We start from the raw sequence: 20,214 nt of genomic DNA, 5'->3' as shown, positions 1-20,214 counted from the left end.
TCAAAATATAGACGTTTATGATTGATCAATCCACCATATGTGCCATCGCTACTTCTCCGGGAGTTGGCGCCATTGCTACTATTCGCTTGTCGGGTGAAAATGCCATTGAAATTGCTGACCGCGTTTTTCAATCGCCTGCTAAAGACAAGAGGCTAGCCGAACAAAAAGCAAACACCCTGCACGTGGGCACAATCCGCGAAGAGGCCGAAATCATTGATGAAGTGGTGGTCGCGTTATTTCGTGCCCCTCATTCGTTTACAGGTGAAGATGTCGTCGAAATTACCTGCCACGGCGCCGTATACATTCAACAGCGAATATTGGAATTGTTACTGAAAAGTGGAGCACGAATGGCTCGTCCAGGCGAATTTACCCAACGAGCTTTTCTGAATGGAAAGATGGATCTTTCTCAGGCCGAAGCCGTGGCTGATCTGATCGCATCAACCAATGCTGCCAACCATAAAATGGCTTTGAAGCAGATGCGTGGAGGTTTCTCTTCCGAGATTAAAAAGCTTCGCGACCAATTGCTGCACTTTATTGCCATGGTGGAGTTGGAACTTGATTTTAGTGAAGAAGATGTCGAGTTTGCTGATCGCAAACAATTGGTTGAGCTCACGGAGAAAATAGAGCGACTCCTAAATAGTTTGGCTAGTTCATTTAAACTGGGAAATGTGCTGAAAAATGGCGTGCCGGTCGCTATTGTTGGCGAAACGAATGTGGGTAAATCGACCCTGTTGAATGCGATCTTGAATGAAGAAAAAGCCATTGTTTCGGATATCCATGGAACCACACGTGATGTGATTGAAGATGTGGTGAATATTAACGGAACGGCCTTTCGCTTTTTTGATACGGCGGGAATCCGTGAAACGGTTGACCAGATTGAAACCCTGGGGATTGAGCGCAGCTACAGCAAGCTGGAGCAGGCAGATATTGTATTGTTGGTTACCGACCTCTCTAACCCCATTGACTTAATCAGACAGCGCGTGGAAATGATTCGGAAACGTATTTCAGATCAGAAGCTGATTATTGTGGGTAACAAAGCCGACATTGGTGGCAACGAAAAGATTAAGGAGATGTTAGCGGCCTTTATATTGGGCGAAAATGAAGATATGGTCTTTATTTCGGCAAAAAAGCAACAAAACCTCGAATCGTTGATTGACTTGCTGAAAGAAAATGCCAACTTGCAACAGCCCGAAGGTACAGACATTATTGTATCAAACCTCAGGCACTATGAAGCACTGAACAATGCTCATCAAGCCGTAATACGGGTTATCGACGGATTACAAAATGGCATTAGCGGAGATTTCCTGGCCCAGGATATCCGCGAATGTCTACATTTCCTCGGTGAGATCACTGGTGAAATATCAAATGATGAAGTATTGGGGCATATTTTTAAGAATTTTTGTATCGGAAAGTAACAACTCCGTAGAGTTTGTACGATTTAAAAAGCCTGTTCTAAACAATTGTTGTTTGAAACAGGCTTTTCGATGAGTGTATTGCTCAAAATTCTAATTTATTGGGCCTCATCTAACGGAACATAAAAAGTTGTTGTTGTTGGACAATAAATTCCCCAGGTGATTGATCCAATTAATCCGTTCACGAACGAAATGTTTGTTTTAACGACATAGTTTTGACGTCCTTTTACAAAAAGGTCGGCGTCCATATTTGTCTTTTTACCCGGGATTAAACCATAAAGCCAATGGCTATTCCATTGTTTTTGCACTTCAATCACCGGATCATTTTCAGAAACGTCGCCAACCAAAATCCGGTTGTTATAACACGACGATAACGTCAATACGCAGATAGCTGCAAATAAAAATTTTTTCATAATTAATTTTTGTTAAGATGATGCACAAATATAAAGTATATGGAGATTAAAATAAATAGGTGGGCCGGTTTTTAAGAACATATGTCGTCAACGGTGCATTCTCGCGCGAATCTTCTTTTGCCCCTTCAGGGCGTCGGCCATCGCCTGGTTCCGTATTCCCACGGCGGTGTCGCGGGCTGGTGCTGAAAGGCCTTTGGCCTTATTTTGTATAAGGAATCGTTCGTCTCATTTCCTAACTGTAATATCCAACTTCTTTCTTTCCTTGCACCAAAGGTGCTATAGCATCAGGGCAGGGCAACGCCCTGTTGCCAGAGATTTTGGGACGTTGGTAGCCCTGAAAGGGCGTGAGCCGTTAAATACCGTACATTTGATACAGTTTGACTACTGCAAACAAAATGAAAGGACCGTAAATCATCAGATGATACCTAAACTTTACTTTGAAATATTTTTCAGCTTTAATTCTTCTAACACCAAGTCGACTTAGTTCAAAATATGGGGGTTTTGCTGTTTCAAACATTTTTAAATCTATGGAATCGTGATTCTCGTACTTCTTCAGAACAGCATCATATTTTTCCGATATCCTTCTTATTTCTGTTTCTCGATCTGAAATATTAGAAAATGTCTTTGCCATTCTTAAATCGTTATATAACTCTCCTATTTCGAGACCACATTGATGGAATCGATCCGCCTTAAGAGAATACTTATTTGCGTTTTCAAATTGGCTATAAATTAATATCAAAATCGAAAGTGCCGCAGTAACAAATCCTACTTCCACCAAAGAGAGAATCTCCAAATAAGGTATGTTATAAACATGGATCAGGTTTACAATTATCAGATAAGCAGACAAATATCCCACTGTTTTTGATGACAACCTCTCTAAGTCACTATTTCGTTCACTGGCTACGAATCGCGCACCTTTCGTTATCCAAAGTTTATAATTTAACTCAACACCATAGTCTTTTTTCAAATACGGGGCGATCTTGTCTTTAGCCCTTTTTATATTTCTTGCCCGCTTAACTTTTTTACAATAATGGTGAATTGATTGAACTAATTTTCTCATTAGGCTATTTCTTTTTTGTTTTTACCCCGTTGGTTTCTTTTAGCATTTCTTTCCCATTCACCGCACTTTCTTTTGTCCAGATGTTAACTAGATCCAATGTTTTGTTGTGAGGTTCATTTACCTTATTCTCTATTGGATCGATTGCTACAATTACGGGGAGTTGTGCTAGTTGCCCTGCCATTGCGCAGGTACCTGTCGGGAGTATTGGTAAGGTTTCTGCAGAAGCCTTATCTAAATATGAAATCGTATTTTCAACCATCTGCAAATCTTTCTCATTGATTAATCGGTGGATAAAGTAATTATGTAATTGTGAGATGATTGTAGCTGAAATATCAGAAGGACGTTGGCTTGCAATTGTAAGGAAAACCCCAAACTTCCTTCCCTCCTTTATTATTTCCTCAAAAGTTTCAAGACGATAGTCCTTCCATGTTTCGCTTTCTCTTTGGGATACATAGGATAAAATATTGTGCGCTTCATCGATGATGACATTGAGAGACTTCGCTTCCTTTTTATGCTGCTTATGCTCCGAATATACTTTATGCGAAATTAGCATTGGAAGCATCTTTTTCATTCCTAAATTCACCTCATTCAGGTTGATCACTATAAAATTCTGATTATCCCAAATATCGGTTCTGCTCGTGGTATCAATAACCTCCTCTATTTCTCTTTGAAAGCTCTTCAGTTTATTTATTGCGGGTGCAATGTGTTCGTTTTGTGCTCGGTTGTTCAATACATCTTGTATAAGTTGAAAATAGGCAAAATCAATAATACAAGAGACTATATTCTCCGGCATCTTATAATCTTGAATCTGCTTAAAAAGTTTAGTCTTATTAATATTTGTTTGGTTGCTTGACAGATATTTGTGATCAGCTAATGGTTTGATAAAAAAGCCTCTATTATCGTTATTGTGCCAATCAATATCATCGGCAAGCGTTATTTCTCGATTTTCATCTCCGAGTAGTAAAGCCTGAAAATAGTCTAATAATAGAAACGCTTTAATTTTATCGGACATAGAAAAGACATCGTAAATTTTGTTTTTTAACATTCCAATAAAATATTTCTCAGGTTCATCCTTTTCAAATGTTTTTTTGTAGTTCTTGATAACACGACTTAAAAATGGCTGCTGTGTTTTTTCAGTTGCATTAGCCATTATCGAAATAAGATCTAAATTCAATAAATCATCTACAGACAGAGGAAGTTTATCTTTTTCTTTTTTATTCCTCGTCGAAAGGTTATAAACCTTCTTATCCTTTATTATTACATCCGGATCATTATACTCGCCGTTAAAATCAAACAATATAAACTTTGCATTTTTCTTGAAAGCCTCAAAGCTGATTGCTTGTTGGAATAATTGCCGATAAAGCTTAGCCAAGGTGTATGACTTTCCACTTCCTGTATTTCCAAATATCCCAATATGACTAGCAAACAAACTATTAATTCCCACAAAAATGGGTTGAGTGGGTTCGTTCGATAAACTTCCTATTTTTATAGAGATATCATCTCCTTTAACAAACGAATGAACCAGATTAAATTCCTCTTTGTCAATCAGGAAACACTCATTTTCTATCAATGGAAGTTCTTTTATCCCTCTTTCAAATTTTCCGTTTTCAATATATCCGAGGAGCATTACATTAAGAATCCGATCTATTCGATCTTCATCCTTTCCATAATCTGCAGAAACGGCCTTATCTTCTCGTATATACTCTCCATCAACCTTGCCGATCAAAAAAGTATATCCTTTCGCAATCTTAATATAGCTTCCTACTGAGACGTTTTTGATTAACTCCCCTTTGTAGAGCAAATGTGACGCATTTTTTTGCTTATCTACTTTTACCTTAACAGTCCTTCCTTCTATGGAAAAGACACGACCAACCTTAAATATGGAGTTTTTTAATGATACCTCGGTGTTATTATTCTGCGATATCATTAGCTTTCGTTTTAATTCTTATTCTCTTACTTACTGGGTGAAAAATTTCATCCAAAAGTGTCTCAAAATCAAATATTTCAATTCTATTTCTGGCTTCTTCAATGTCCTCTGGGTCACTATAGTTTGAACGTATAAATGACATCGGGTCAATTACCTTGACATTATTGTTTCGAGGCTTCTGAGTTCCAATTTTTAATTCCTTTTTAATTGCATTTTTTGCCTCTGAATCGTAAGCAAAGACAATTATCTGCAACGTCGGATTAGAATTTGCAGCCCGTAAGGTGATTTCCCGTATATGTTCATCGGCAAAAGAGAATCCGAGACAAAAGAGTATTGCATTTTCTTTTTCTAAAGAGTTAGCATATATCCGTAAAAGCTCGTAATATTTTTCGTCAAATAGAGTTCTTTCGAATTTCTCCTTGGTGGGATTTACAATGATTAGTTTTTCATAGGCCTTTATGAAGTTCTCGAAACATCCATCATATGTCATGTCATCACCATCTTCAATTTGTGCAGTTAAATGCTTCAATAACTTTACTCCTTTTAGATCTAAGAACGCTTCCTTACAAAGGGAGTCAATTGCCTTCTTCACTTTTTTCATATTAGTAAGATTCGACAGGCAAATCTCTCCCTCATCTTGTTTCCAGTTTACAGAACCATGCAATTTTAGAAGGTTGAAAACCGGTATTTCAGAACGATTATCGTAATGCAAACTAGTTTTAGCGTATGATTTTTGGAAGTTGCTTAAATCATAGACTGGCGTCATTCGTCCTCTAAACCCATCATTAAACTCATACCCCGTTTCATCAAGGGCGTCCTCTAAAAATAAATCGATGTTAGTAGTGAAAAGATTAACCTGTTTATTCAAAATGGTACTATATCGAAAAAGCATTATTTCATTGAGGTAGTTAAGAAAGTTGTGATAATTTTTTATAACCAAATCAAAAGCTTCCTTCGTCCCTTTTAACTCTTCATCCTTCTTTTCAATGAATTCGTATTCAGGGTGATTAGGCCACATTATTTCCGCAAAATACACCTTGTATATTGAAGATTTTATTCTTTCGATTTTACCCTGATCCAAATCTTTCCTTTTGGATAGTTTCGTTAATAGAATCTCAATATTTCCGAGTCTACTTAAAAATGGCCGAGAAATGCCAGAGCCCAAAAGGAAATTAACATGGCAAGATTGGATGAGATCCTTTATTTTGTCAATTTTCATTTGTTAGAATATTTTTTGTTTATAAACTTACCAAATCCTAGCTAAAATAACTTCTGTTAAACCATTTTTCAATTCACTAGTTATCAACACTTATTAAGTTGGATAAATTGTAATATTCTGAAATAGCTTGACGCAAAGAGTCAAGCTATTTCAGAATATTACATGCCGTGTGATGCTAATAACCTCCCTATTGCAACAAAATAATATTGATTCTAAATTGTCAGGCTGTTCACTCGAATAGTCTCTATTCCTCAGACAGATAAGAAAAATCAGTTATTCAGATCTTTTTTTGAACAATAAATTTCCGCCATTGGCATACTGTTGTAAATCGATTTTTATCTATTTTTGCTGCCAGTTGGTGGATTTCTCTTTATCAGGAGAAACCTTAATATGGGAATCCGGTGCTTCTGCAACAGAAAATTCCGGAGCTGTACCCGCAGCTGTAAGTCCATAATCAGTTTTTGAGAACACTTTTGCCACTGTTTGGTTTTCCAAACGGGAAGGCCTCAAAAAAGGACGAGCCAGAAGACCTGCCAATAGTGAATTACAATGCTTTCGGGAATAAAGGCGAATGGACACCAACTTTTGGCATTCATTTACAAACTTTCTTTTCTGGTTTCGAAACAATTTTCGTAGCTATTTTCCGGGCATTGCGTTTGATGAGTTTAATAATTTTAATAAACAGAAAAATGCAAAAGCAAGCGGTTATTATTGTTGGCCATGGTAGTAAATCAAATCAGGCAGTTGAAGATTTCAATTTCATTGTAAAATTGCTGAAAGAGAAATTGGACGAGCGAACGGTATACGGAGCTCACATGGAGCTGGCATCACCTTCGCTGGAAGAAGTTGTTGGCGAAATTGCTCATTCAGATATCAATAAAGTATTGGTTATCCCCTACTTCCTGTTCAACGGAAATCACATCAAACAAGATATACCGGATATTCTGACGCAACTAAAAGAAAAATACCCCCATTTGGATTTTCATTTTAGCAAACCAATTGGCCGCGAACCATTGATGGCTGAAATCATGTACCGAAAAGTACAGGAGATTGCCTAATGACAAAGAAAAAGATTGCCTATCTGGGGATCAGCCTTTTGTTTCCGGGTGTTGCTAACAGCATGCATATTGCCGAGGGATTTTTGCCGGTTTCGTGGTGCATGGGTTGGTGGATCGTTTACCTGGCTGTTTTAGTTGCCGGCTTCTCCCGGCTAAAGACAACGATTGAAGCTCATCCGAATGCCAAATTGCTTTTTGCGGCAGTTGGCGCTTATGTATTCATATTAAGCTCATTGAAGTTGCCGTCCATAGCCGGAAGCAGTTCTCACTTAACAGGTATTGCTCTGGGAGCATTGTTATTTGGCGCATCGAGTATGTCGGTAATCGGGTTGATCGTGCTGCTGTTTCAGGCACTTCTGCTTGCCCATGGTGGTTTAACAACATTAGGGGCCAATGGCTTCTCAATGGCGGTTTGCGGCGCTTTTTCGGCTGTTTGGGCTTATCGTTTTCTGAAAGGAGTAAAAGCACCGCAATGGCTGGCTGTTGGCGGAGCTTCATTCGTTTCGAACCTGGTTATTTATAGTTGCACCTCGGCCCAACTGGCAGCAGCCTTTGCTGATTCTACCGCAACTTTTGGTAGCAACCTAATCAGGTTTCTATCCATTTTTGTAGTAACGCAGCTGCCTCTGGCTGTTATTGAAGCCATTTTTACAGTTTTGGCATTTCGGTACATACAGCGAACAAGTAAAGCAGAAATTGAACAACTCAATCCGAATCTTTATGAAACGAAAAACAATCATATACCTGCTTAGCGGCTGTCTGCTGGTATTGCTGATCCAGTTTTTTGCTACCAAGCTGTTCCCCGGTTTCATTGGAGCTGACGATCAGTCCGTTGAGCTAATTAAGCAAATAGCGCCAAAGTACCAGCCCTGGGCCAATCATTTGCTCGAGTTTGATCAGCCCTGGGCCGAGCCTGTATTGTTCGCACTTCAGGCAATAATTGGCCTCAGTGTAATTAGTTATTTCATTTGGAAGCAAAGCAAAAAGAAAGTGTAATGTGGATTACTGAAATCTATAAACACGATCATCGTTTGAGTAAACTCTCGCCGACAATTCGGGCCTTGTACTGGGCTCCGGCTATGGTTTTGACATTGGTTTCGGGCTCCGTTTACTTTAATTTTACGATGTTTTTGGTGATTAACCTGTTCCTGCTATACGTCAGTCGGATTCGCTTATCAAATTTGGCTCGTCTGTATCGGATTCCGATCGTCTTTATTCTGGTCGGATGTATGGCGATTGTCCTGGAGATTCCGGCAACTAAAGCATTCGTCTCTTTAGGCAAGCTGTCGATTGGCTTTTCAGCTCACGGAATACAACTGGCAACCTTACTGGTAAGTAGAAGTTTAGCGCTAATCAGTATCATGTATTTTATGCTTCTAACCAATACGATATCTGAGATTGCAGAGCTAATGCGAAAGTTTAGGATTCCCGCCTTGCTGATCGATTTATTCGTCATCACGTTTAAGTTTATTGAAAACCTAAGGAACACCGGCTTTGAAATGCATCGGGCTCAAAAATGCCGCCTGGGCTATTCCCAAAAGATGAAGCGTATTCCACTTTTTGCCGGCTTAATGGCAGCGGTATTTCATCAATCTATGCAAAACGCCAGGCAGCTCGAAACGGCCATGCAGGCACGTTGTGCAGGAGAAAATTATTGTTTCTTGCAAGAAGAAAGACCTTATGCGATCTCTCAGTTACTAATACCAGTTGGTCTGGCATCGATGTCGGCCTTCCTGCTTCTAATTTGCGGCAATTATGGTTGGTAGTCTGATTGAATTAAAAGCAGCAAGCTATCGTTACCCTTCTGGTAAGAAGGCAATAGCAGAAGTTGATCTTTCGCTTCCTGAAGGCAAAAAAATTGCTCTGCTTGGGGCTAATGGCGCCGGAAAGTCGACGCTGCTGCTTTTGTTGAATGGAATTTACAAACCCACGAATGGTGAACTTCACTATCGGGGAAAACAATACCGCTACAACCGGAAAGCTTTGCAGGAGTTACGGCAAAAAGTTGGCATTGTCTTTCAGGAAAGCGACAATCAGCTCATTGCTCCTTCGGTTTACGAAGAAGTCGCTTTCGGCCTGAATAACCTGTATTCAGATAAAAAATGGATTCGGGAACAAGTTGAAAAGTACCTGGACTATTTCGATCTACTGGAATTGAAACATCATTCGCCCCATCAGTTAAGCTCTGGCCAAAAGAAACGGATATGCCTGGCATCAGTTTTAGCCATGGAGCCCGAATTGATTATTTGTGACGAGCCAGCCTCAAATCTTGATCCGCAAAGTTCTCGTGCCACCTTTGAATTACTCGATGCCCAAAACAAAAAAGGGAAAACACTGCTCATCTCAACGCACAACGTGAATCAGGCCTACGTTTGGGCCGACCTGGTAATTCTGCTGAAAGAAGGTGCGGTACTCAGTATCGGGTCACCCAAACAGGTGTTTAGCGATGCTGAAACATTGGCGGAAGCAGGATTGGAACAACCCTTATTGGTCAAGCTGGCCCGAATGCATCAACCAGGTATGGAAGCCGAAGAGCTTCCGGAAAATGAAGCCGAATTAGTAAACAGACTAACAAAAAATTTATGCACGGATTTATAATTGCAGGCACAAACAGCGGATGCGGAAAAACAACAGTCACCATTGGACTGATGGCTTTACTGCAATCGAAAGGCATGCGCATGGCACCATTTAAAACCGGTCCCGACTATATTGATCCGGCTTTTCATCGTTGGGTTACCGGAGTGCCATCATACAACCTTGATAGCTTTTTAATGGATGATGAGTGCTTGCAACACCTGTTTCACAAACACTCGGTAGATAGCGATATTGCCGTGATTGAAGGTGTTATGGGCATGTACGATGGTTTGGAAAAAGAAGGCTCGGGTTCAACCTGGCAAATGGCGCAAAAACTGAATTTGCCTGTCGTTCTTGTGGTCAACTGTAAAGGACTTTACCAATCGGTCATCGCAATCATCAAAGGATTTGCCGAACTAAAAAATCCGTCCAATGTGCGCGGTGTGATCTTGAATCACGTGTCATCCAAAGCACAGTTTGAATTTCTCCAAACACTTATCAAAGAGGAAACAGGCATTGCCTGCATTGGCTACCTGCCTACCCGAAAAGAAATCGGGCTGGAAAGTCGTCATTTGGGTTTGATACAGGCCAATGAGGTTGATACGCTTCCCCGTAAAGTAGATCTTCTTCGGCAAACAATGGAAGAAACCATCCATATTTCCGCATTGTTAAAAGTTACCGAAATCGATCAACCTTCACCTGTTGCAATTGATCTTCCGGATCTGGATTTATCCGACCTGCACATTGGAGTGGCCCACGATAAAGCATTCAGCTTTTATTACCAGGATAATTTGGAGTTATTGGAAAAGCTGGGAGCCAAATTGTATTATTTCAGCCCATTGTACGACTCTTGTCTTCCTTCCGCCTGCAACTGCTTATACCTCGGTGGAGGTTATCCTGAAGTATTTTCCGTAGAACTACAGCAGAACAGAGCTTTGATGCAGGAAATCAAGCAAAAAATAGAATCGGGCATGCCGGTTTATGCAGAGTGCGGCGGATTAATGTATCTGACAGACAGCATCATTTCGCAGGAGAATGAGGAAACGCCCATGTGTGGAGTTTTTAATGTTTCGGCACAAATCACTACCCGGCTACAACGTTTTGGTTATGCGCAAATCAACTATGCCAACACAGTTACGTCCTGCCATGAATTTCACCGGTCTCAACTGGTTCAAAAGAAAACACACAAGAACTACACAGAAACTTATCATCTGAGTAAACCCAACAGATCCGTTGAATGGGAATGTGGTCTTAGTCGCGAGAATTGCCTCGCAGCCTATGCCCACGTGCACTTTTACGCCAATTTCGAATTTCTAAAAGCAATTAGTACACTATGGAAAAAAGCAACTACGTGAATTTAAATCCAATGGGAATTGAAAGCGACAGCATGGAGATTATTTCCCGCGAGCTTTCGCACCTTCAGATACCGAAGCAATACGACTCCATCGTGAAGCGGGTTATTCACACCACTGCCGATTTTGAGTATGCACAGCTGTTCGAAGCCCACCCTGATGCGGTTGAACTCGGCAAAAAGGCTTTGCAACAATCCTGCAGGATTTATGCGGATACCAGCATGATCGTAGCCGGAGTAAGTAAGCCTTCATTACGAAAACTGGGTTGCGAGCTGCAATGTTTTGTGCATGATGAAGAAGTTGTTACAGAAGCCAAAGCACAAGGAATTACCCGCTCCATTTGCGGGATCAACAAGGCCGTTGAAGACGATCGCTTTCGCATTTTTGTAATCGGAAACGCGCCTACAGCACTCGTTCGGTTATGCGAGTTGTATGCCGAAGGTAAAATTAAACCCGACCTGGTAATTGGTGTTCCGGTAGGTTTTGTGGGCGCAGCCGAATCCAAGCAAATGCTGAAGGAATCCGGACTTCCCTATCTCTTGATTCGTGGCCGGAAAGGCGGCAGTACCGTAGGCGTTGCCATGCTGAATGCCATTTTGTACGAACTGATAAAACGAAATTAGCCAAAGCCGGAGATGTCAGAACAACGAACATTGCGTAACGGATTAACCACAGGGACCTGTGCTGCGGCGGTAGCTAAAGCTGCTGCCTGGATGCTGGTGCATCAGGAAAGCATACACGAGGTTGGCGTAAAACTGCCCAATAAGGATGAAGTTTGGCTCGAAATTGAAAAAGCTTCGTTTTCGCCGGAAGAAGGATTTGCTTCAACAATAAAAGATGCCGGCGATGATCCGGACATCACCCATGGTGCGGAGATCGTTGCGCGGGTAAGGACTGGTTCTCACAGCGGCGTTAAAATTATTGGTGGACAAGGTGTAGGCACGGTGACCAAACCGGGGTTAGCCATTGCACCCGGCCAGGCAGCCATCAACCCCGTCCCCTTAAAAATGATACGGGAGTCGGTTGCTGAAGTTCTGCCTCCCGATATGGCTGTGACCGTTGAGATCAGCATCCCGAAAGGCGAAGAACTTGCCCGTAAAACCTTCAACCCAAACTTGGGTATTGTTGGTGGTTTATCGGTGCTTGGCACCACCGGGATTGTTCGTCCCATGTCCGAAGAAGCTTTGAAAGACTCGCTGGTTCTGAAGCTGGATCAACTAAAGGCATTGGGTTGGAACAAAGCCATTTTCAGCCCGGGAAATTACAGCACCGCATTTTCGAGCGCGAACCTGCCGGTTAACGAAGCGCAGGTTGTTATCACCAGCAACTACATCGGTTTTATGCTGGAACAGGCGGTTGCCCGAGGTTTTAAGCAACTGGTATTGATTGGTCATTTGGGCAAACTCGTAAAACTGGCTGGCGGCATTTTTCAAACGCATAGCAAGGTAGCCGATGCCCGTAACGAAATTCTGGCAGCGCACTATTTCCAATTCAGCAAAAACCCGGATGCCTTTTCACAAATCATGAATGCAAACACAACCGAAGAGGCACTCGATTTTATAACCGACGACAAATTTTGGCCAGCATTCTCAGAAAGAATCAAAGAACGTGCAGAACAACGTGTTTTTGGTGAGCTGACGGTCGAAGTCATTTTACTCTCGCAGAAACAAGGTCTGTTGGGTTGTACTTCGCAAGCTATGAATCAATTAAACAAGTGGAATGATGAGTAAAACGAAGGAACTGTGCATTTGTGGAATTGGCCCGGGACATCCGGATTACATTCTCCCGGCTGTTCACCTGGAGGTGAAAGCAGCAGACCTGCTTGTGGGTGCGCGCCGCCAACTGGAAGCTTTTAAAAGCTATGGCAAAACCGATTTGCTGTTCACCGGTAAACTGGAGCAGCTCAAACAGGATTTAGCCAATCGCGAGGAAGCGAAAATAGTCGTATTGGTTTCGGGAGACACCGGTTTCCACTCGCTCCGTCGGTTTCTGCAACAAACTATAAGCGACCGGACTATTCGCTGCATACCGGGCATCAGTTCCTTTCAGTATTTATATGCAAAACTTGGAATGGGGTATGAGAATGCCTTCAAAACATCTTTACACGGAACAACGACTGACTTTATAATGAAACTACAAGCATACGAATCGATTTTCCTGCTTACCGATCGTCAGAATAGCTGGAAAACAATAGCCGGGATGCTGGTGGACGAAGGTTATGGCAAGGCAACCATGCATATTGGTAACCGTCTCTCCTATCCCGACGAGCAAATTATAACGGCAACGGCAGAGCAGGTGCTTAACGAAGATTTTTCCTTCTCGCTGTGTGCCGTCATTATTGAAAGAGTAACAAATAAAACACCGATGCAATAAAAATGAAAGATTCATCATTTATACGCGGCTCCGTGCCTATGACCAAGGAAGAGGTCAGGACGCTGGTATTAAGCAAACTGGAACTTCAGCCCAACGATCGGTTTATGGATATTGGTGCCGGCACCGGTTCAGTCTCCATTGAAGCAGCGCTTCGGCTAACTGAAGGACAAGTGATTGCACTGGAGCGAAAACCGGAGGCGGTTGAGCTGATTAAACTGAATGCAGAAAAACATGGCGTTGTCAATCTCGAAATCATTGAAACTGAAGCTCCACTTGGCATGGAAAAGCTGGAAACGATCAACAAATATTTCATTGGTGGCAGCGGTGGCCAACTGGAACAGATTCTCGATTTAATCGATAGGAAAGCTCCTGCAGACAGCATCATCGTTTTAACAGCAATTGTTATCGACACCATGCTGCGAGCACATAACTATTTCAAAAGCAAAGGATGGTCGTTTGAGCTGAGCCAGATTGCAATTAGCAAAGTCGATACGCAATCGGCTGTGGCAATACTGAAAGCTCAAAATCCGATCTTTTTGTTTACAGCGACAAAAACAAAATCAATATGAATACAACCAACGGAACTCTTTACGGAATTGGCTTAGGGCCGGGTGATCCGGATTTGCTCACCCTTAAAGCGGTGAAAGTGTTACAAACCGCCGACCTGATCTGTGTGCCCAATTCGAAAGGCCAGACCAGTACTGCACTGGAAATTGTCAGGCCACACTTGTCGTCCAAAGCCAGCATATTGGCTATGGGATTTTCCATGTCTCCGGACCTGGACACACGCCGGGCAGCGCGCCGCGAAAATGCAGAGCTGATTCAGGAACACCTGCGTAAAGGCCAAAATGTAGCTTTTCTTACTTTGGGTGATCCCATGCTCTACAGTACTTACAGCTATATTCTCGATTATTTGCCCCCTGAATTTCAGGTGGAAACGGTACCTGGCATTTACTCTTTTTCAGCCATCAGCAGTTTGCTTTCGCAGCCATTGGTGAAGGGTGAAGATAAGCTCGCAGTGATTTCCTCTTTCGACGAAGCGGCAAAAACAATCATCCGGTCGACTGAAGCTGTGGTTTGCATGAAAGTTTCAGCCTATCACCAGGAGCTTTTCAACTACTTGTCGGAGCAAAACGACTACCAATTTACGATGATGACCGATGCCGGAAAACCTAGCCAAAAGTGCTATACCGATATCACTATTTTAAAGGAAAAGGTCCCCTATTTTTCAACGGCCATCCTACTTAAAAACTCAAACGAAAAACCATGTCAGAAGTAATTTTTATAGGTGCAGGGCCGGGCGATCCGGAACTCATCACCATTAAGGGGCAAAAGGCAGTCCGCAACGCCGATGTGATTATTTACGCCGGCTCTCTTGTTCCCGAGGCTGTAATTGAAGATCGCAGAGCCGACGCCAAAGTGTTCAACAGCGCCACAATGGACCTAAAAAGCATCATCGATACCATGCGCAAAGCAACCGAAAAAGGCCAAACAGTAGCCCGGGTACATACCGGCGACCCTTCCATCTACGGAAGTATTCGCGAGCAAATTGAGGAACTCGACAAACTTGGTATTCCGCATCGTGTCATTCCCGGAGTTAGCTCTTTTGTGGCTTCGGCTGCAGCCCTACAACGCGAATTTACGGTTCCGGGTATTTCGCAAACCGTTATTTGCACACGTATGGAGGGTCGAACGCCTGTGCCCGAACTCGAGAAGATTGAATTGTTGGCCAGCCATCGTGCTTCCATGTCTATTTTTCTGTCGGTAGGCATGATCTCGAAATTGGTTGAGAAGCTAACGAAGCATTATCCAATACAAACGCCTGTGGCCGTAATTCAGCGCGCTAGCTGGCCCGATCAGAAGATCGTGCAAGGTATGCTGGCCGACATTGCACATAAGGTGAAAGAGGAAAAAATTACCAAAACGGCCATGATTTTGGTGGGCGATTTTTTGGGTGACAAATTTGAAAACTCGCTGCTCTATGCCTCTCATTTCACACACGAGTACCGCAAAGGAAAGCAAGATGACGTTTCCAATTAACGCATGCAAATGAAGCAGTCAGTAGTCATCATATCCATCAGTTTACAGGGCAATCAACTGGCCAGGGAAATCATGCAACATTTTCCGGAAGCCGACTGCTTTACACTAACCAAATGGAAAGCCGCTGGTTTTCGCCCGATTGAAGGAAAGCTCAGTCAGTTTTGCCAACAACTGTTTCAGAATTATGACAGTTTGATCTTCATTATGGCTACCGGAATCGTGGTTCGTAGCATCGCACCCTGGATACAGAATAAAACAAGCGATCCGGCAGTGGTCGTGCTCGACGATGCAGGCAAACACGTGATTAGCCTGCTGAGCGGCCATCTGGGGGGAGCCAATGAACTGACAACTCGTATTGCCCGCTTAATTGAGGCCAATCCGGTTATCACGACCGCCTCTGATGTCAACCAATTACCATCAGTAGATATGTTGGCCCAGCACGCCGGGCTGGTTATTGCTTCGATGGAAAATGCCAAGCAGGTAACTGCCTGCTTTGTGAATCGACAAGCGGTTGAACTTTGTGATGCGGAAAACTGGTTAGGAGCAGTTGAACTTCCGGCATGTCAAGGTGAACCGAAAGCACGGATCATCGTCTCGAACCGAACGATTATTCCTGCTGGGTTACCTGCTGTGCAACTAATTCCGAAAAATATTTATTTGGGCATTGGCTGCAAAAAGAATAGCTCGCCTGAGCAACTTTGGGCTTTTATCGGGCAACAGCTGGAGCAGTTGCAATTGGACAAACGCAGTATTGCAGCGGTTTGCTCTATCGACATTAAAAGCTCAGAACGGGCAATTCTTGAAGCGGCAAAAAAACTGGACTGCAAAACACAATTTTACGAAGCCTCGGCATTAAAAACCGTCGAGCACCTGTTTCAAGGCTCCGATTTTGTAAAAAAAATTACCGGCGTTACATCGGTGAGCAGCACCGCTGCCTACCTGGCTGGTGGAAAAAACGGAAATTTTTTGGTTCAAAAAGCCAAACAAACAGGAATGACATTATCCGTATTCGAAACAAAACCATATCAATGCAAGGAAAAATAATACTGGTGGGCACCGGCCCCGGAGATAAGGACTACATTTGTCCGCGAGCCATGCAGGCGCTTGAACAGAGCGACATTATTGCAGGCTATAAAACCTACATCGAGTTGATTAAATCGCTTTTCCCCGATAAACAATTTGTATCGTCGGGCATGAAAAAAGAGGTTGATCGATGTGTGGAAGTGCTGGAACTGGCCGAAGCCGGCAATGTGGTGAGCCTGATTAGCAGTGGCGATGCCGGAATATATGGCATGGCCGGAATTATGCTCGAGATTGTAGCTGAGCGCCAATCCGAAGTATCGGTCGACATTATTCCCGGTATCAGTGCGGCCACATCGGCAGCATCACTGCTCGGAGCGCCTTTAATGAACGATTTTGTTACCCTTAGTTTAAGCGACCTGTTAACGCCCTGGGAACTAATTCAGAAGCGAATTCGGGCAGCCGGAGAAGGTGATTTTGCTGTTGCCTTGTACAACCCGCGTAGCAAAACCCGCATTAAACAGCTGGATACCGCCATCGACATTTTGCTGGAATATCAGAAGCCGCAAACACCGGTGGGAATCGTCAAACAAGCCATGCGAGAAGGCCAACAGGTTGTACTGACTACCCTTGGCGAATTAAAAAATGCCGATGTTGATATGCTAACGACCGTAATTATCGGGAACTCGCAAACGCAAGTCATTAACGGAAAAATGATCACCATCCGGGGGTATCGCTTATGATTTGGATTATCGGAGGAACAAGTGATGCCAACAAGCTTGCTGAGCGATTTCGGTGCGAAGGCCATCGGGTGCTGATTAGTACCACGACGTCCTATGGAGCACATCTGGCGGCGCTGCAATACTGTGAGGTCATTGAGCGACAACTGAGTGAAAAAGAAATGGAGCAACTACTGATTGAGAAAGCCATTTCCGCTGTAGTTGACGCCAGTCACCCTTTTGCAGAACTTGTTTCAACCCAGGCGATGGCTGTTTGCGAACGACTAAAACGCCTTTACCTGCGATATGAACGGGAACAGCTTCAAGTGCCCGGGGCCAAATATTATACCAACTACGACGAAGTAATAGAATCCCTGAAGCAAACCAACGGCAACATTCTGCTAACAATTGGCTCGAAGAATGTGTATCGCTTTTGCCCGGAGCTGCGCGAGCGGATTATTGCCCGGGTTCTGGCGGTAAGCAAAAGTCTGGACGAATGCCAGGCTGCCGGACTACAGGCTCACCAACTCATTGCCATGAAAGGGCGCATGCGCATGGAAACCAACCGGGCTTTGATGCAGGAATACGAGATTACGCAACTGGTCACAAAAGAATCGGGCGAAGCCGGCGGGCTTACCGAAAAATGCCAGGCAGCACAGGAACTTGGTATCGTGGTGCACATCTTATCCCGCCCCCGGCTAAATTATCCGCTTGTTTTTTCGGATATGGAGGAGCTTGTGCAACAACTGAATGAAACAGTGAAAGCAATACAAACATGATAAACGGACACGGTAACAACATTCAAGGATTACAACACCTGCTGAAAGCCGATTTCAGCACCAATGTTTTTGATAATCCGCAAACCGGCGACTTGTTGGATTACCTGCAAACGCAGCTGCGGGCCATTCGTAATTACCCGGATTCCGAGTGCCGGCTATTGCGTGAAAAACTAGCTGACAAATTCAACTTAAGTCCCGGCTATATTCTAGTAACGAGCGGCTCTACCGAGGCTTTTTACCTGCTGGCCCATGCCTTTCAGAAGCAATGCTCGGCTATTCGCACACCGGCTTTTGCCGAGTACGAAGATGCCTGCACGCTCTACAATCATCAAATTTTGTTTGTTGAAGATTTGAACGAACTCAACAACGTCAAGCCGTCTGATTTGGTGTGGATTGGCAACCCGAATAATCCCGATGGTCGTTACCTTAGGCCGCAACAACTGGTTGCTTTTCTGGAACAAAACCCCAAGCGCCTTTTGGTGGTTGACGAAGCTTACATCGACCTTTGCGAGGCGGCAGAAAGCATGGCTTCCCTGGTTGGTCAGCATCAAAATCTGGTGGTGATCAAATCCTTCACCAAACTGTTTGCCATTCCGGGAATCCGGATCGGTTACCTGTTGGCACATCCGCAAATTATTAAAAAGCTTCAGGCTTGCCACATGCCCTGGGCTGTAAATGCTCTGGCATTGAAGGCCGGTGAGTATATTCTGGATCTGCCAGAGCAGCCCACAGTTGCACTAGACCATCGATTACAAGAGTCAAAACGCATGCAAGCGGAACTGGCACAGGTCGCCGGATTTCGTGTATTCCCCTCGCCCACCAATTATTTTCTATGCGAGTTGGAGCAGGCCACGGCGGCCGAGTTAAAAAAGCAGCTGTTGAAGCGCCATGGATTCCTGATTCGTGATGCCTCTAATTTCCGCGGTTTAAGGCCCGGCCACTTCCGGGTTGCCGCACAAAACAAAACTTTAAATAACGAATTTATACACGCTCTAAAGGCGTGCATTAATGCCATACAACCATGTCTTTCTTACCCATCTCATTAAATCTGGCCGGTAAAAAAATCGGCTTGATTGGCGGCGGCCAGGTAGCTGCTCAAAAACTCAAAAGCTTGGTTCGCTACAGTTCCAACATTTGTGTGGTAGCTCCCGAAATAGTACCCGAAATTGAAGCGAACCCGGCTGTTCAATGCATTCGTGAAACCTATCAGCCAAAGCATATCGATGGGCTTTTCCTGGTATTTGCTTGCACCGATTCGCCCGAAGTAAATGCCCAAATTCAGGCCGATTGCGAGTCGCGTGGAATATTGTGCAACCGCACAGATGATGCAGCGGTGTCCGGCTTTCATTCTTCAGCTTTGATTGAAACCGATGATTTTGTGGCAGCCATAAACTCGAAAAACAAAGAGGTAAAGAAAACAGTTCTGCTTTCGCAGGAAATTGAGCACTTTATACGCGAGCGCGAACAGCTGCTGAAACAAAAAGAGCAGTTGGCCGGTAAGGTGTATTTGGTTGGTTTTGGCCCGGGAAACCCCAACCTACTGAGCCGACGCGGCGAACAACTGTTGTTTCAAGCTGACATTATTTTTTACGACGACCTACTCGATCACGAATTCCTGGCGCGTTACCGGGGCGAAAAACATTACGTAGGCAAGCGCCGCGGCAACCACAGCAAGGAGCAAGACGAAATTAACGAGGTGTTGTATCAAGCGGCTCAAAGCGGCAAAATGGTTGTCCGCCTCAAGGGTGGCGACCCGCTCATTTTTGGCCGAGGCAGCGAAGAGCGTTTCTATTTGGAGGAACGTGGCATCCTCGTGGAATTTGTACCGGGAATCAGCTCTGCCATAGCTGCTGCTTCATTAGGCAACATTCCGCTCACCCACCGCGGTATTGCCTCGTCGGTGAGTTTTGGAACAGCGCACGGCAAGAGTAGCTACAAGATTCCCAATTCTGATACAGCCGTTTACTACATGGGCGCTTCGCATATGCACGAAATTGCCACCAACTACCTCGAGCAGGGTTACCCGGACGACTACCCAGTTGGATTGGTGTACAAAGCCAGCTTTCCCGATCAGGAAGTGACCCGTACCACCATAGGCCGGCTTTCCCGCAGAGAAATAGTGGCTAAAAGTCCGGTTATTGGTATTTTCGGTAATACCGTGAACTATGGAGAAATTCTGAAAATGAAAAAGTGAATAGTAAAAAGATACAAAATAGATTAATCTATTTTGTATCTTTGCCACACACTCTACACTATAATTAACTGGCA

The 20,214-nt window shown here is 43.7% G+C and carries 22 protein-coding genes and 1 riboswitch; of the genes, 18 read left to right on the top strand and 4 right to left on the bottom strand.

The features are described from left to right. Positions 1 to 17: 17 nt before the first annotated feature. Entirely contained in the window at positions 18 to 1,415 is a 1,398-nt protein-coding gene (mnmE, locus tag GR929_RS02125) for a tRNA uridine-5-carboxymethylaminomethyl(34) synthesis GTPase MnmE (protein WP_159517259.1), read from the top strand. A gap of 95 nt (positions 1,416 to 1,510) precedes the next feature. Here the strand turns inward: mnmE and GR929_RS02120 are convergent, their stop codons facing one another. The 4 genes from GR929_RS02120 to GR929_RS02105 all read right to left on the bottom strand — a co-directional run bounded on the left by GR929_RS02120 (position 1,511) and on the right by GR929_RS02105 (position 6,031). Continuing rightward, complete coding sequence (locus GR929_RS02120) at positions 1,511 to 1,825, bottom strand: Bor/Iss family lipoprotein (RefSeq protein ID WP_159517258.1); 315 nt, start codon at positions 1,823 to 1,825, stop codon at positions 1,511 to 1,513. Positions 1,826 to 2,177: 352 nt separating this feature from the next. Further along, the gene (locus GR929_RS02115) at positions 2,178 to 2,885 is read right to left on the bottom strand and encodes an SLATT domain-containing protein (protein WP_159517257.1); all 708 of its coding nucleotides are present in this window, start codon (positions 2,883 to 2,885) and stop codon (positions 2,178 to 2,180) included. Between the two features lie 4 nt (positions 2,886 to 2,889). Next, a complete protein-coding gene (locus GR929_RS02110; protein ID WP_159517256.1) occupies positions 2,890 to 4,812 on the bottom strand; it encodes an ATP-binding protein in 1,923 nt (640 codons plus the stop codon). After that, the gene (locus GR929_RS02105; RefSeq protein ID WP_159517255.1) at positions 4,796 to 6,031 is read right to left on the bottom strand and encodes an SIR2 family protein; all 1,236 of its coding nucleotides are present in this window, start codon (positions 6,029 to 6,031) and stop codon (positions 4,796 to 4,798) included. Before GR929_RS02105 ends, GR929_RS02110 begins: the two co-directional genes overlap by 17 nt. Before the next feature lie 339 nt (positions 6,032 to 6,370). Beyond that, a riboswitch (cobalamin riboswitch) is annotated at positions 6,371 to 6,583 on the top strand. A gap of 137 nt (positions 6,584 to 6,720) precedes the next feature. On the opposite strand from GR929_RS02105, the gene GR929_RS02100 reads away from it, so the two are divergent. The 17 genes from GR929_RS02100 to cobA are packed head-to-tail and all read left to right on the top strand — an operon-like array spanning position 6,721 to position 20,140. After that, positions 6,721 to 7,089: a sirohydrochlorin chelatase gene (locus tag GR929_RS02100; protein ID WP_159517254.1), complete on the top strand. Its 369-nt coding sequence runs from the start codon at positions 6,721 to 6,723 to the stop codon at positions 7,087 to 7,089. Beyond that, positions 7,089 to 7,841, top strand: a complete 753-nt coding sequence (locus GR929_RS02095; protein WP_159517253.1) for an energy-coupling factor ABC transporter permease — start codon at positions 7,089 to 7,091, stop codon at positions 7,839 to 7,841. The genes GR929_RS02100 and GR929_RS02095 overlap by 1 nt, the downstream gene beginning before the upstream one ends. Then, positions 7,810 to 8,085: an energy-coupling factor ABC transporter substrate-binding protein gene (locus GR929_RS02090; protein ID WP_159517252.1), complete on the top strand. Its 276-nt coding sequence runs from the start codon at positions 7,810 to 7,812 to the stop codon at positions 8,083 to 8,085. Before GR929_RS02095 ends, GR929_RS02090 begins: the two co-directional genes overlap by 32 nt. Next, the gene (gene cbiQ / locus GR929_RS02085) at positions 8,085 to 8,855 is read left to right on the top strand and encodes a cobalt ECF transporter T component CbiQ (protein ID WP_159517251.1); all 771 of its coding nucleotides are present in this window, start codon (positions 8,085 to 8,087) and stop codon (positions 8,853 to 8,855) included. The genes GR929_RS02090 and cbiQ overlap by 1 nt, the downstream gene beginning before the upstream one ends. Then, positions 8,845 to 9,687 carry an energy-coupling factor ABC transporter ATP-binding protein gene (locus GR929_RS02080; protein WP_159517250.1) on the top strand — a complete coding sequence of 281 codons (843 nt, stop codon included), beginning with the start codon at positions 8,845 to 8,847 and terminating at the stop codon, positions 9,685 to 9,687. Before cbiQ ends, GR929_RS02080 begins: the two co-directional genes overlap by 11 nt. Beyond that, entirely contained in the window at positions 9,672 to 11,018 is a 1,347-nt protein-coding gene (locus tag GR929_RS02075) for a cobyrinate a,c-diamide synthase (RefSeq protein WP_159517249.1), read from the top strand. The genes GR929_RS02080 and GR929_RS02075 overlap by 16 nt, the downstream gene beginning before the upstream one ends. Then, positions 10,997 to 11,638 (top strand): precorrin-8X methylmutase, encoded by a 642-nt coding sequence (locus tag GR929_RS02070; RefSeq protein ID WP_159517248.1) that lies wholly within the window; start codon positions 10,997 to 10,999, stop codon positions 11,636 to 11,638. The genes GR929_RS02075 and GR929_RS02070 overlap by 22 nt, the downstream gene beginning before the upstream one ends. A gap of 12 nt (positions 11,639 to 11,650) precedes the next feature. Then, positions 11,651 to 12,745: a cobalt-precorrin-5B (C(1))-methyltransferase CbiD gene (cbiD, locus tag GR929_RS02065; protein ID WP_159517247.1), complete on the top strand. Its 1,095-nt coding sequence runs from the start codon at positions 11,651 to 11,653 to the stop codon at positions 12,743 to 12,745. After that, on the top strand, positions 12,735 to 13,388 hold the full coding sequence (cbiE, locus tag GR929_RS02060) for a precorrin-6y C5,15-methyltransferase (decarboxylating) subunit CbiE (protein ID WP_159517246.1): 654 nt from the start codon (positions 12,735 to 12,737) through the stop codon (positions 13,386 to 13,388). The genes cbiD and cbiE overlap by 11 nt, the downstream gene beginning before the upstream one ends. 2 nt (positions 13,389 to 13,390) lie before the next feature. Further along, positions 13,391 to 13,957 (top strand): precorrin-6Y C5,15-methyltransferase (decarboxylating) subunit CbiT, encoded by a 567-nt coding sequence (gene cbiT, locus GR929_RS02055; RefSeq protein ID WP_159517245.1) that lies wholly within the window; start codon positions 13,391 to 13,393, stop codon positions 13,955 to 13,957. Continuing rightward, a complete protein-coding gene (gene cobI, locus GR929_RS02050; protein WP_159517244.1) occupies positions 13,954 to 14,667 on the top strand; it encodes a precorrin-2 C(20)-methyltransferase in 714 nt (237 codons plus the stop codon). Before cbiT ends, cobI begins: the two co-directional genes overlap by 4 nt. Continuing rightward, complete coding sequence (gene cobM, locus GR929_RS02045) at positions 14,655 to 15,428, top strand: precorrin-4 C(11)-methyltransferase (RefSeq protein ID WP_159517243.1); 774 nt, start codon at positions 14,655 to 14,657, stop codon at positions 15,426 to 15,428. Before cobI ends, cobM begins: the two co-directional genes overlap by 13 nt. Before the next feature lie 9 nt (positions 15,429 to 15,437). Further along, positions 15,438 to 16,472 (top strand): cobalt-precorrin 5A hydrolase, encoded by a 1,035-nt coding sequence (gene cbiG, locus GR929_RS02040; RefSeq protein WP_159517242.1) that lies wholly within the window; start codon positions 15,438 to 15,440, stop codon positions 16,470 to 16,472. Then, the gene (cobJ, locus tag GR929_RS02035) at positions 16,457 to 17,191 is read left to right on the top strand and encodes a precorrin-3B C(17)-methyltransferase (RefSeq protein ID WP_159517241.1); all 735 of its coding nucleotides are present in this window, start codon (positions 16,457 to 16,459) and stop codon (positions 17,189 to 17,191) included. Before cbiG ends, cobJ begins: the two co-directional genes overlap by 16 nt. Then, positions 17,188 to 17,946, top strand: coding sequence for a precorrin-6A reductase (gene cobK, locus GR929_RS02030; protein WP_159517240.1), 759 nt, complete (start codon positions 17,188 to 17,190; stop codon positions 17,944 to 17,946). Before cobJ ends, cobK begins: the two co-directional genes overlap by 4 nt. Beyond that, positions 17,943 to 18,992, top strand: a complete 1,050-nt coding sequence (locus GR929_RS02025) for a pyridoxal phosphate-dependent aminotransferase (protein ID WP_159517239.1) — start codon at positions 17,943 to 17,945, stop codon at positions 18,990 to 18,992. The genes cobK and GR929_RS02025 overlap by 4 nt, the downstream gene beginning before the upstream one ends. Further along, positions 18,968 to 20,140 (top strand): uroporphyrinogen-III C-methyltransferase, encoded by a 1,173-nt coding sequence (gene cobA / locus GR929_RS02020; RefSeq protein WP_159517238.1) that lies wholly within the window; start codon positions 18,968 to 18,970, stop codon positions 20,138 to 20,140. Before GR929_RS02025 ends, cobA begins: the two co-directional genes overlap by 25 nt. The last annotated feature ends 74 nt before the right edge of the window (positions 20,141 to 20,214 follow it).

The organism is Sunxiuqinia indica (genome assembly GCF_009847015.1).
Lineage (GTDB): Bacteria > Bacteroidota > Bacteroidia > Bacteroidales > Prolixibacteraceae > Sunxiuqinia > Sunxiuqinia indica.
This window is presented reverse-complemented; position numbering and strand designations above follow the sequence as displayed.

Bases quoted from the DNA above. Each gene is read 5' to 3' on its own strand.
- mnmE (WP_159517259.1), top strand. From the start codon at position 18: ATGATTGATCAATCCACCATATGTGCCATCGCTACTTCTCCGGGAGTT.
- GR929_RS02120 (WP_159517258.1), bottom strand. From the start codon at position 1,825: ATGAAAAAATTTTTATTTGCAGCTATCTGCGTATTGACGTTATCGTCG.
- GR929_RS02115 (WP_159517257.1), bottom strand. From the start codon at position 2,885: ATGAGAAAATTAGTTCAATCAATTCACCATTATTGTAAAAAAGTTAAG.
- GR929_RS02110 (WP_159517256.1), bottom strand. From the start codon at position 4,812: ATGATATCGCAGAATAATAACACCGAGGTATCATTAAAAAACTCCATA.
- GR929_RS02105 (WP_159517255.1), bottom strand. From the start codon at position 6,031: ATGAAAATTGACAAAATAAAGGATCTCATCCAATCTTGCCATGTTAAT.
- GR929_RS02100 (WP_159517254.1), top strand. From the start codon at position 6,721: ATGCAAAAGCAAGCGGTTATTATTGTTGGCCATGGTAGTAAATCAAAT.
- GR929_RS02095 (WP_159517253.1), top strand. From the start codon at position 7,089: ATGACAAAGAAAAAGATTGCCTATCTGGGGATCAGCCTTTTGTTTCCG.
- GR929_RS02090 (WP_159517252.1), top strand. From the start codon at position 7,810: ATGAAACGAAAAACAATCATATACCTGCTTAGCGGCTGTCTGCTGGTA.
- cbiQ (WP_159517251.1), top strand. From the start codon at position 8,085: ATGTGGATTACTGAAATCTATAAACACGATCATCGTTTGAGTAAACTC.
- GR929_RS02080 (WP_159517250.1), top strand. From the start codon at position 8,845: ATGGTTGGTAGTCTGATTGAATTAAAAGCAGCAAGCTATCGTTACCCT.
- GR929_RS02075 (WP_159517249.1), top strand. From the start codon at position 9,672: ATGCACGGATTTATAATTGCAGGCACAAACAGCGGATGCGGAAAAACA.
- GR929_RS02070 (WP_159517248.1), top strand. From the start codon at position 10,997: ATGGAAAAAAGCAACTACGTGAATTTAAATCCAATGGGAATTGAAAGC.
- cbiD (WP_159517247.1), top strand. From the start codon at position 11,651: ATGTCAGAACAACGAACATTGCGTAACGGATTAACCACAGGGACCTGT.
- cbiE (WP_159517246.1), top strand. From the start codon at position 12,735: ATGATGAGTAAAACGAAGGAACTGTGCATTTGTGGAATTGGCCCGGGA.
- cbiT (WP_159517245.1), top strand. From the start codon at position 13,391: ATGAAAGATTCATCATTTATACGCGGCTCCGTGCCTATGACCAAGGAA.
- cobI (WP_159517244.1), top strand. From the start codon at position 13,954: ATGAATACAACCAACGGAACTCTTTACGGAATTGGCTTAGGGCCGGGT.
- cobM (WP_159517243.1), top strand. From the start codon at position 14,655: ATGTCAGAAGTAATTTTTATAGGTGCAGGGCCGGGCGATCCGGAACTC.
- cbiG (WP_159517242.1), top strand. From the start codon at position 15,438: ATGAAGCAGTCAGTAGTCATCATATCCATCAGTTTACAGGGCAATCAA.
- cobJ (WP_159517241.1), top strand. From the start codon at position 16,457: ATGCAAGGAAAAATAATACTGGTGGGCACCGGCCCCGGAGATAAGGAC.
- cobK (WP_159517240.1), top strand. From the start codon at position 17,188: ATGATTTGGATTATCGGAGGAACAAGTGATGCCAACAAGCTTGCTGAG.
- GR929_RS02025 (WP_159517239.1), top strand. From the start codon at position 17,943: ATGATAAACGGACACGGTAACAACATTCAAGGATTACAACACCTGCTG.
- cobA (WP_159517238.1), top strand. From the start codon at position 18,968: ATGTCTTTCTTACCCATCTCATTAAATCTGGCCGGTAAAAAAATCGGC.